A 10,652-nucleotide genomic window follows, 5' to 3' on the forward strand; every position below is an offset into this window, starting at 1 on the left:
GAGAGGTTTATGGAAGCTGTTCAGAAGGAAATCAGGTTTCACGGTTTGGAGCATCACCAGGAGATTATTGACAGGATCATTCAGGAGCTTCATCTGGAGGACTATGCCTTTGACATCCGGCTGATTCTGATTGAAGCGATCACGAATGCCTACTATCACGGCAATCACAGCGATTGCACCAAACCGATCACGATTAGATATTTGCTCAGCGGCGAGCAGCTTAACCTCCAGGTGGAGGACTCCGGGGAGGGAGGGGCGGCACTGGTCTTTCCGGATACCATCAGCAATGACGAATTGCTTGATGAAGGCGGAAGAGGACTATACCTGATCCGCTGTTACTCGGATAGTGTGGAGATGATTCACAATACGATGTACATCAGCAAATGCGTATGTCCCTCGTAGAAATAAAAAGGGGAGAATCCTGTGAAATTAAGTTTAAAAGTAAAGATTAGCATCCTGCTGTTTCTTATTATAAGTGTGCCGCTATCTATTTCCGGCGTCATCTCCTATAATCTGGCTTCGGATGCACTGCAAAAAACGATTGAAGAGGAAATGCGTGACACCACAAATTCGGCTGCCAAGTCAGTTGATGCGCAGCTTGAAGCTGTAGGCAATTATCTGGGCATTGCCAGCAAGAACAACACCCTGGCTAGCTTTGCCGCCAGCCCTGAAGGGGCGGCAGACAAGAGTCTGGCCTATGATTATATCTCCGGCCTGAAGAAGGACTATGATAAGCTGCTGGGCTCGCTGCTTATCGCGGACAAAAACGGACAAGTGCTGCTGACCAGCAGCTCCGAGAACCCGGGACTGAGTGTGAAGGACCGGGAATATTTTCAGCAGGCGCTTCAAGGAAAAGACGCTGTCAGTGAGGTTATTCTCTCCAAGGAGACCAATCAGCATATTGTAGCGGTTGCCCGCCCTCTTCAGCAGGGGGGGCAAGTTACAGGCGTGCTTATCGGAACGGTCGTTTTTGATACCATCTCCGCTCCTGTAGCCGAAGTTAAGATTGGAGACAGCGGATACGGTTATATGCTTGACCGTACAGGTCTTATTGTCTATCACCCCGACAAAGGAAAGATTCTTAAGGAAACACTGGACGGCAACAGCAATAAGGAATTGAACGATCTTGTGCAGATTATGAAGAGCGGAAAAGCTTCGGATGGCTTCTATACCTATGAAGGCGTCCATAAGTACGTTTCCTTTCAGCCTGCGGGGAATTGGATCGTGGTCACGACGGCTAATGTTAAGGAATATATGACTCCTGCGACAGAAATCCGCAGTACTACGCTTTTGGTCACTATTGCATTTATACTCGTTGCTCTGCTCGTGGCTTATTTCTTCACCACACGCAATATTGTGAATCCGATTATCAAGCTGGAGAAGGCTATGTCCCTTGCCGGCGATGGGGATTTGACAGTACATACCTCTATCCGTTCGGGCGACGAGCTTCAGACATTAAGTGAATCCTTCAATGCGATGATTGACAAGCAGGAGGCGATTATTGAGAAGGTACGGGCTGGCTCTGTTACCCTGACTTCGATGTCCGAAGAAATGGCAGCCTCATCGGAAGAGATCAGCGCCTCCATTCAAGAGATCAGCTCCAGCACCCAGGAAATCGCCTCAGGCGCGGAGAACAGCAATCAGTCTGTTATTAACGCTTCGCAGGTGCTGGTGCAGCTCTCCAGTCTGGTACAAATGGCGCAGAGCAAGGCGTCAGCGACCTCCGGCAATGCGGATATTACGAATCAGGCCGCGAAGCGGGGAAGAGCGCAGGTCATTGATACGGTAGAAGCAATGAATATTATCAGCAGCAGCACCAAGGCAACCGAAGAGCAGCTTCAGACCGTTAGTGAGCTTTCAGGAAAGGTAGCTACAATTATCGGTACGATCAATGCGGTTGCCGAGCAGACGAACCTGCTGGCGCTTAATGCGGCGATTGAGGCTGCAAGAGCAGGTGAAGACGGCAGAGGGTTCAGCGTTGTGGCCGGAGAGGTGCGGAAGCTGTCGGATGAGACTCACAGACAGGCTGATGAGATTTCCGTCCTGGTCCATGATATGGTCTCAAGAATCTCACAGGCTGTGGATTCAATGAGAGGCGCATCGGAGGCTGTTGAAGGCGGAGTTCGTGTAGTAAACGATACGGATACTGCTTTTATTCATATTATCAATTCCGTGGAGCTCATTACCGAAAGCGTCCGGGAGATTCTGGATATTACCAGGGATGAGGTGGCAACCTCCGATCAAATTATCAAGCTTATTGATAATATGGGCACCATTTCAGAAATAGCGGCAGCGAACAGCGAGAATGTATCCAGTGCGACCGAGGAACAGGCGGCTACCGTCACCAATTTTGCGGCTTCGGCCCAGGAGGTAAGCGCTATGGCGAACGAACTGGAGACCCTCGTGGAGAAATTTAAAATCAGGGGTGAATAGCTTGAGCGAGATTACGATTGAAATGCCCGAGATGTTTTCGGTGGAGGAAGCAAGTGAGTTTAGAGAGAACATTAGAGAGCATATTCAGAATGGGGTTTCCAGCTTTTTGCTTGATTTTGGCGGCTGCAAGTTTATTGACAGCACCGGTCTTGGTGTAATTGTCAGCTCCTACAAGAAATGTGTGGAGAACGGCGGAACGATCAGGCTGAAGGCGCTGAATGCCAATGTGCGGAAAATCTTCGAATTAACCAGACTAACGAATGTGTTCGAGATTCTCTGAGTATGATGTTTATAGAAACGGCTGGGCCGTCCCTAAAAGGACAGTCCAGCCGTTTTTTGCAACCCCGTGCAGATATGTGGTCTTAGATATTGTTAGTCAGTGATGTTGCGGGTGTAGTATTCAATAATATCCTTCCGGCGGATAATACCGAGGAAGATGCCGTTATCATCCACAACCGGAACGAAATTCTGGTCTGCAGCCAGTGTCAGCATATCCTCCATCTGGGCATGAATCTCGACACTTTCGTTATGCACATGCCGCTGAATATCGTTTACAGTGACTTCACGCAAATTTTCAAAATTTAAGCCCGCTGTATTCTTCAGCTTCCACAGCAGATCGCCCTCTGACAAGGTCCCCACATATTTACCTTTTTCATCAATGATCGGGATGGCTGAATAATAATGATGCTCGAGCTGCTCCAGGGCTTCCAGCATGCTTATGGAGGAGGTGATGAAAGATACCTGATCTTTGGGCAGCAAAAATGAGGATATTTCCATAGGTTAGGCTCCTTTTCAGCAGATTTTTGCAGATCGCGTACCTTTATTAAACCATAGTTTACTATGTAAGCGTATTTAAAATTTGAAATTTATCCAATTGCGGAATCATAAAAGACACCGACGTACCTTGATCCACCTTGCTCTGAATACTTAGCCCCCGGCCGTAGAGCTGGGTTAGACGCCTGTTCGTATTGAGCAGTCCGATACCGCCGCTGAATTTGCGGGTATGATCCAGCAGGTGGCTGATCCGTTCTTCCGGTATGCCTTTTCCGTTGTCTCTGACCTCAAAGACGATAAAGTCTTCCTTTCTGGAAATACGGATGATAAGCAAACCTCCGCGTGCTCGGCTGAGCAGTCCGTGCTTGACCGCATTTTCTACAATCGGCTGCAAGGTGAGCGGCGGGAGCAGCGGATCTAACCCTTCCTCAACATCCCATTCAATGGACAGCCGCTCCTCAAACCGGGCTTTTTCGATATATAGATAGGCGCGAACCAGTTCCAGCTCATGCGAGAGAGCGACCAGTTGATGGGAGTTCATATAATCGAAGCTGATGCGCAGATAGGAGGAGAAGGCCTCGCTGAGATCGCGCATTTTTTCGGTGTCAAATTCGCTTAAGGCCATAATTGAATTCAGAGTATTGAACAGGAAATGCGGCTGGATTTGTGCCTGCAAATAGGCGGCCTCCATGCGCAGCTTCTCGTCGATGGATTGCTTCAGCCCGGTTAAAGACCGGACCCGGTATTTGAGCTCCAAGGCGTCAACGGGTTTGACCAGGTAATCGCTGGCACCGGACAGAAATCCGCTATAGATATCTTCAGGCTGGTTGCGTGCGGTCAGCAGCAGTATAGGCAGCTCGGAGCTTGTAAAGCGTTCACGAACGATCCGGGTCAGCTCATAACCGGACATATGCGGCATCATCACATCGGCAATGAGGAGATCCCATTGCTCCGTGCCAAGCAGCTTCAAGGCTTCACCAGCGCTTAGAACGGTCCGGATATGATAATGCTCCCCGGAGAGAATACTGGACAGAACCCTGAGGTTGACCGGATCATCATCCACTGCCAGGATTTTGACCTCGCCTGAGGAAATTTGCGATTCGTCAGGATGTAAGGCGCTCCATAGTGTGGGCAGGGCGGCAGAATGACTCTTCTGGGCAATCAATGCTCCCGAAGTCTCTGTATTCTCCACCATTTTACCGCCGGAGTTATTTAGCGTTCGTATATTGTCAAAAGCATCAGCCAAGGGGAGGGTGAAGGTGAATACGGAGCCTTGGCCGGGTTCGGAGGTGACAGTAAGGGTTCCTCCGTGAAGCTCTACCAATTGCTTGCAAATACTCAGACCGAGCCCGATTCCACCCCCGTCGTTGATCCCCTGCTGTCCTTGTTCATAGGGCTCAAATATGCGGGCCTGCGTTGCTTGATCCATACCGGCACCCGTATCTGCCACATGAACGGACATTTGCTGCCCCTGAGTCCCGGCAGACACGGTAATGCTTCCTTCGTTGGTATACTTGACTGCATTGTGCAGCAGGTTGAACAGAATCTGCACCAGCCGCTTCTCATCGGCGAATACGGGCGGCAACGAGTCGGCAATGTCATTCTTCAGCGTCAGTGCCCGGCCTTCTGTCATAAATTCGAACATGTCGATGACGCCCGAAACCAGCGATTGAACGGATAGAGGCTCCTGCTGCAGCATAATCCTTTTGTCCTGAAGACGGGTTACGTCGAGAAGATCGTTCAACAGGTGCGACATCCGGCGGCTGATCGTAATGAGCAGCTCTATGTCCTGAACGCTCTTGTGGCCCATCACCGCCTGCTCTTTAGCCGCAATGGTCTGGGCGATATTGATGATCCCATGCAAAGGGGTTCTCAGCTCATGCGAAGTATTGGCCAGGAATTGGTCCTTCAGCCGGTCATTTTCCTGCAGCTTCCAGGTAAGCTTGGCATTCTCCTCCGAATTGCGGAAATAACGCTTGAACCAGTAAGCGGAGAAGCTGACAATTGTCGCAATGACATCTACAGGGTAATAGAAGCTGCTGGCTTTTCCTGTGGATTCAAAAGTACCCCAAACGACACTGGAAGCAATGCTGGTTGCGGCAAAAAGCAAAAAAACCGCATCCTCTTGTTGTTTAATCACCATTCGCACAATCTTGCAGACTACGCCTGCTATCGGAAGCAGATAAAGAACTCCGAACAAGTGGAGCGTGTGAAAAATATATTGTGCAGGCACAATCAGCAAAAAGAGAGAATAGAGGAACAAGGCTGCAGCATAAGCTTTGAACCATTTGCCTTTTTTCTGGTTTCCTGAGAAGTTAATGCTAAGCAGCAGCATGAAAAAGGACAGCCACATGTAAGACAACAGCTTGATTTTTAGCGCCCAGGTGTAATTGATCGGCAGCCACAGCAGCAGCAGGGTATCATCATCAGACACAATGGAAATGCCAGCAGCCAGCAGCAGCAGGAAGAACAGCAAAAAGGCTTTTTGCCGGGGATTAAAAAAATACAATATCCCTGCATACATGGCATGCAGCATCAGGATAATGAATGTGACCAACTGAAAGCCAATCGAATACCAGCGTTGGTTATCTATTGCCGCTTGTGTGCCAAAGCGGATGGAGTTGACGATGCCGCCATCCAGAGGCTGGTCAAAATTAGCGGTGCGGACCAGCAGCTCGATCTCCTGCCGGTTCCCGGCAATATAGGTCGCTGTGTAAGAGACTGCCTTTGGTTTGTATCCCGCCTTGCTTTCGGATAGCCGGCCGAAGGGCGATTCCTTCAGCCCGTTAATTTCTAGCTGTGAGGCTGCCTGAATGCGCTGAATCCAGAAACCGTAGGGCTCGTTCAGCGGTTGGCCAATCAGAATCCGCAGCCGGTAAGTTCCGAAGCCGAAGGAGGGGGGCTCCCCTTTAGTCAGAGCATCGCTCCAGTCGCCCGGAACCTTGGCATAGCCCGGATTTTCCTTATTTGGGGGCAAAAATTCCTCATGTGTCAAAAATTTGCCAGGATATATTTCCCACTCGCCGTCCAGCGTAATGGAGCGGGAGTCTTTGATATTCCAGCCGCGCAAATCAAGCACGCCCTGAACGGCCTTAGGGTGCTCTGGAGTGGCATAGGCGGTGAACCACAACCAGCGGATGGCAAGGAGGATGGCCATGTACAGCAAAATGAGGGATATATTTTTTAAGTAAAATTGAATTGGTTTATTCATCATAAAACTTTTATTCGACAAAAATTTCGCATTTTCCTTTAAAAAAGGATATAGAATCCTTCGGAAGACGAAGGTTCTATATCCTTAATGTTTAGCAGTATCAATTTAAGCGTGATTGGCGGCCTCACCGTTGTCGTGGTTGAACTGCCAGATGATGCCGAATTTGTCCTTCAGGCTGCCGTAACACTTACTCCAGAAGGTCTCCTGCAGCTCCATCATTACGGTTCCGCCTTCTGCAAGCTTATGGAACCACCCTTTAAGCTTCTCAACATCGGTATTTGATAGCGTAAGATTTACGTTGTTCCCTTCCACAAAAGGCATGCCCGGAAAAACATCCGAGAACATCAAAGGGCTGCCGTCAACAAGCAGCATTGCGTGCATCACAAGATCTTTGGCCTCGTCCGGCAGAGGGTAAGAAGGATCGGCAGGTGACTGTCCAAAAGTCATGATGTTAGGAGTTTCTGTCCCAAAGACGTCGGCATAAAATTCCACAGCTTCACGGCAGTTTCCATTGAAATTCAAGTAAACATTAATCGCCACATGCTTCACTCCTCAAGTGTTTTGTACAGACAAGCGTATTGCATCCACATTGTATCATGTGCCTGTCCATTTATTAATATACTGATCTGCGAGGCATTTCCAATACCCTTTTAACCCCGTTGATTGGATAGTGAAACTCAAAAGCCTTTTAAGATTCCATTGACCCAAGAATAACATTGCTGCAGTTGCTCATTGGTGATCAGATCGGAGCGGTGTTCGAACATAATCTTAACCCGGCTGTTCTCCTCCCGAATAATTTGCAAATATTCCGCTATGGGGGCCCAGCCATCCTGCGGACTTAGCTCCGGCAGCGCTGGATAATGGCTGTTCTGCACACTGTCATTTACTTGAACGTTGGAGAGATGGATCAGTCCGGCATATTTGGCGTACTTTCTCAGGATTTCTTTTGCATCAAAATTAGGATCAAGCTTGTCCTGCAGAAACAGTCTGGCAGTGTCCAGACATAATTTAATTTGCGGGTACTGCAGCAATAGCTTCTCAAAAAAATCGTACCCGTAAATATAGCTGTTCAACGCATCAAACTCAAGAACAGGCGTGAAATGGTACTGTCTGCTCTTTAAGTCAAGCCATTCGAAAAGGTATTCACTGCGCCCGATCAATTCACTTAACGTATATTCACTTTCATATATGTATTCCCTGCGGTCCCCAAACCGCCAATGCTTCCAGTCAACGCGGTCGTCCAGAATGACCGGTTTTGGATAATGAAACAAGATATACTCGGGCTGGAGCGCAGCCAGATAATCAAGCTCCGCCTGGATGTGCTGGAATGCAGCATTGCGTTCACTTTCGCTCAAGGAGAGAAATAGCGCATCGCGTAATTTTGCAGCGTCAGCACGAAATGGAAAATGAACCCCCACGCGAAACCCTTTATTACGGGATTCAGTTATTAAATGGGCGCAATCTTCAGCATTCGTAAAGGAACAAGCCTCAATTCCATAGAACTCATCTCTGAAATCCCGCTCATATTTAGTAAAATCAAATCCTCCGTATTGCCCAATCATAAATTGCTGCAATCTAACCACCTCGATTATAGTCGAATCATCCAAAACTTTTATTCGGCAGAAGATGTGTATTTCCTGTTTAATAGTCAGGACTTTTACACTAATATATGGTTATCTATTCTTATCAACTACCAATAGGAGAATCATTCGGATGATTACAAGCATTGCAGAACGCAGGCTGGTTAACCAGTGCATTAACGGTAAGGAGCGGCTAAAGCCGGAGGAGGTGGTCCGCAGGCTGGGGGCTGTGCAGGCTCAGGATTATATGCAGGCGGTATGGGCCGTTGGGCTTCGTACCCCGGCTGCATCACTGGCTGAGGTCGAATGCGCAATCGCCGAGCGGAAGATTGTTCTGACGTGGACGCTGCGCGGGACCCTTCATTTCGTTCCGCCGGAGGATGTGAAATGGCTGCTTCAGCTTTGCGCTCCGCGCCTCTTAAAGCAAGCGGCGAGACGGCTTGCACAGCTGGAGCTGAATGAGAAGATCTTGAAGCGGTCCGGAGAAATAATCTGCCATGCGCTCAAGAATGGGGAGCGGATTGCGCGCCCTGATCTGCTTGGACTTTTGGAGAAGGAAGGCATTCAGACCACAGGCCAACGCGGCTATCATATTTTGTGGCATAACGCGTATAACGGTTTGATCTGCTTTGGCCCGCTTCAAGGGAAGCAGCAGACGTTCGTACTGCTGGACGAATGGATCAAGCATTCGCGGGAGCTGATCTCCGAGAAGATACCGGCAGAGCTGGCTTTGCGTTATTTTACAGCACATGGACCTGCTACCGTACAGGATTTTGCCTGGTGGACAGGGATGACGCTGACAGAAGCGAGGTCAGGGCTTGATGCCGTGAAGGACAGGCTTGTATGTGAACGAATCGAAGGCAGCGACTACTGGATGCCGGACACTCCCGTAGGCCTTATGAACGAAGCCTCCGGTGTTCATTTGCTGGCGGGCTTCGATGAATATATCCTCGGCTATAAGGACCGGAGCGCTGTGCTTGAACCGGAGACGGCTCCACGGATTGTGCCCGGCAATAACGGGATCTTTCTGCCGACCATTGCAGCGGGCGGTCAAATCTTGGGGACGTGGAAGCGAAGCATCAAGACAAAAGGCGTTGAGCTGATATTTTCCCCCTTTGCCCCCATAGATGCTGCCTTGGAAACTGGGCTTATGCAGGCTGCTGAACGTTATGCCGCATTTCTTGGTCTCCCTATTCTCAAGTTCTCTGTTTCTGCCATATAGAATTGGGTGATATTACATTAAGTTGAACACTCGCATGAGCAGAGGAAATAGTCGCATGTTATGATCATAGGGCGTTCCGTATGCCATTGATTTGGCCGCTGGAGCGCTCTTTGATTGTGTACATGAACGGGAGTAGGAAAATGGTAGAATGACTAAAGCACCAAGCAGGAATAATCTGGGCACACATCGAATAGATAGCGAGAATATCAGCATAATTCGACTTTACTTTCATACATAAGAGGGGTTGTCACTACTATGAAAAAGAACAAGACGCTTTTCCTGATTGTGACCTTTGCTTTGATCTTTCTGCTGCCTTTGCTCGGAAGCTTAGCGAAATGGAAGGGAATGCCGCCCGGCTATGGTGATTTTCCCGCTCAAATGGTAGAGGCTGACCCGGGTTTTAGTCCGCTGTATTTTTCCCTGGCCTGCGTTGTTGCGCTGCTGATTACACTGGTGCTGGTATTTCCCCGTCTTTTCGGATTCAAAAAAGTGAAAGAAGCTCCCGCGCCGAATGGTAAGGCTACTCCTTTTCCTGTCTGGTTCTGGTGGAGCCTGCCTGTGCTTTTGATCAGCTGGTTTCTGATGTGGGCACGGGTGAAGCTGGTCATTTCGCTGGAATATTACACTTTTGTCCCGCTATGGTGGGCTTTTATTCTAATTCTGGACGGGCTGGTCTATAAAAGAAATAAAGGCGCGTCGATCATCTCCCGCAAACCTCATGTCATGCAGCTCCTCGCTGTGGTGTCCTGCTTCAGCTGGTTCGCCTTCGAATATCTCAATTTTTTTGTCATCGAAAACTGGTATTATCCCAATAACAAAATCTTCACGAATTTCGGCAATGTGTTCTGGTTTTCGCTGTCGTACACGACTGTGCTTCCGGCGATCTTTGAATGGTATATGCTTCTTAAGACCTCCAGCGCCTTCAGGAACCGCTACAAATATGGCCCGAAGCTCACAGTTTCCCGGACCCTTCTGATTATTTATTACATTCTTGGGCTGATTCTGGCCTTCGGCATGGGCTATTATCCTTATCTGCTGTTCTGGGTGCTCTGGGTTGCCCTGGTTCCGATGCTGTCCGCCGCAATGGCGCTGGCCGGCTACTGGACGCCTTTTACAACGATCAGGAACGGGGATTGGTCTAATGTGATTCTGATCGGTCTGGCGACTTTATTTAACGGCTTCTTCTGGGAGTTCTGGAATTTCGGCAGCGAATGGTTTCACGATTCAGCGCCGACCAACCCGAATTTTTGGAAATACTCCGTACCTTATCTGGACAAATTCCATATTTTCTCCGAGATGCCTGTCCTGGGCTATTTCGGGTATCTCTTTTTCGGGCTGAATTGCTGGATTATCTGGCTGATTGCTGCCTATGTGTTCAAATTTGATGCTGACTTCGAAGTGACGGGAGATAACAGCTAAAGGTGGAGTGGGT

9 protein-coding genes are annotated in these 10,652 nt (G+C 49.0%); 5 read left to right on the forward strand and 4 right to left on the reverse strand.

What is annotated here, in order from left to right:
• The first annotated feature begins 9 nt into the window (after positions 1–9).
• From ACX1DY_RS24085 to ACX1DY_RS24095, 3 genes are read left to right on the forward strand one after another with little or no spacing between them, the layout of a single operon-like run.
• Positions 10–402: an ATP-binding protein gene (locus ACX1DY_RS24085; protein ID WP_458966734.1), complete on the forward strand. Its 393-nt coding sequence runs from the start codon at positions 10–12 to the stop codon at positions 400–402.
• A gap of 21 nt (positions 403–423) precedes the next feature.
• The gene (locus tag ACX1DY_RS24090) at positions 424–2,433 is read left to right on the forward strand and encodes a methyl-accepting chemotaxis protein (RefSeq protein ID WP_458966735.1); all 2,010 of its coding nucleotides are present in this window, start codon (positions 424–426) and stop codon (positions 2,431–2,433) included.
• Positions 2,426–2,713: an STAS domain-containing protein gene (locus tag ACX1DY_RS24095; RefSeq protein WP_458966736.1), complete on the forward strand. Its 288-nt coding sequence runs from the start codon at positions 2,426–2,428 to the stop codon at positions 2,711–2,713. Before ACX1DY_RS24090 ends, ACX1DY_RS24095 begins: the two co-directional genes overlap by 8 nt.
• Positions 2,714–2,805: 92 nt before the next feature.
• On the opposite strand, the gene ACX1DY_RS24100 is transcribed toward ACX1DY_RS24095, so the two are convergent.
• The 4 genes from ACX1DY_RS24100 to ACX1DY_RS24115 form a co-directional block, all read right to left on the reverse strand.
• Positions 2,806–3,210: a CBS domain-containing protein gene (locus tag ACX1DY_RS24100; protein ID WP_458966737.1), complete on the reverse strand. Its 405-nt coding sequence runs from the start codon at positions 3,208–3,210 to the stop codon at positions 2,806–2,808.
• A 61-nt stretch (positions 3,211–3,271) separates the two neighbouring features.
• Positions 3,272–6,421 (reverse strand): hybrid sensor histidine kinase/response regulator, encoded by a 3,150-nt coding sequence (locus ACX1DY_RS24105; protein ID WP_458966738.1) that lies wholly within the window; start codon positions 6,419–6,421, stop codon positions 3,272–3,274.
• A 102-nt stretch (positions 6,422–6,523) separates the two neighbouring features.
• Positions 6,524–6,958 (reverse strand): VOC family protein, encoded by a 435-nt coding sequence (locus ACX1DY_RS24110; RefSeq protein WP_458966739.1) that lies wholly within the window; start codon positions 6,956–6,958, stop codon positions 6,524–6,526.
• Between the two features lie 137 nt (positions 6,959–7,095).
• Positions 7,096–8,001 carry a sugar phosphate isomerase/epimerase gene (locus tag ACX1DY_RS24115; protein WP_458966756.1) on the reverse strand — a complete coding sequence of 302 codons (906 nt, stop codon included), beginning with the start codon at positions 7,999–8,001 and terminating at the stop codon, positions 7,096–7,098.
• Positions 8,002–8,131: 130 nt separating this feature from the next.
• Here ACX1DY_RS24115 and ACX1DY_RS24120 point away from each other — a divergent pair, with 130 nt between their 5' ends.
• Complete coding sequence (locus tag ACX1DY_RS24120; protein ID WP_458966740.1) at positions 8,132–9,220, forward strand: winged helix DNA-binding domain-containing protein; 1,089 nt, start codon at positions 8,132–8,134, stop codon at positions 9,218–9,220.
• A 255-nt stretch (positions 9,221–9,475) separates the two neighbouring features.
• On the forward strand, positions 9,476–10,639 hold the full coding sequence (locus ACX1DY_RS24125) for a small-conductance mechanosensitive channel (RefSeq protein WP_458966741.1): 1,164 nt from the start codon (positions 9,476–9,478) through the stop codon (positions 10,637–10,639).
• Positions 10,640–10,652: the final 13 nt, after the last annotated feature.

Source organism: Paenibacillus sp. BAC0078 (assembly GCF_054483875.1).

Coding starts and splice junctions, on each gene's coding strand:
- ACX1DY_RS24085 (WP_458966734.1), top strand. CDS start 10: ATGGAAGCTGTTCAGAAGGAAATCAGGTTTCACGGTTTGGAGCATCAC.
- ACX1DY_RS24120 (WP_458966740.1), top strand. CDS start 8,132: ATGATTACAAGCATTGCAGAACGCAGGCTGGTTAACCAGTGCATTAAC.
- ACX1DY_RS24105 (WP_458966738.1), bottom strand. CDS start 6,421: ATGATGAATAAACCAATTCAATTTTACTTAAAAAATATATCCCTCATT.
- ACX1DY_RS24125 (WP_458966741.1), top strand. CDS start 9,476: ATGAAAAAGAACAAGACGCTTTTCCTGATTGTGACCTTTGCTTTGATC.
- ACX1DY_RS24100 (WP_458966737.1), bottom strand. CDS start 3,210: ATGGAAATATCCTCATTTTTGCTGCCCAAAGATCAGGTATCTTTCATC.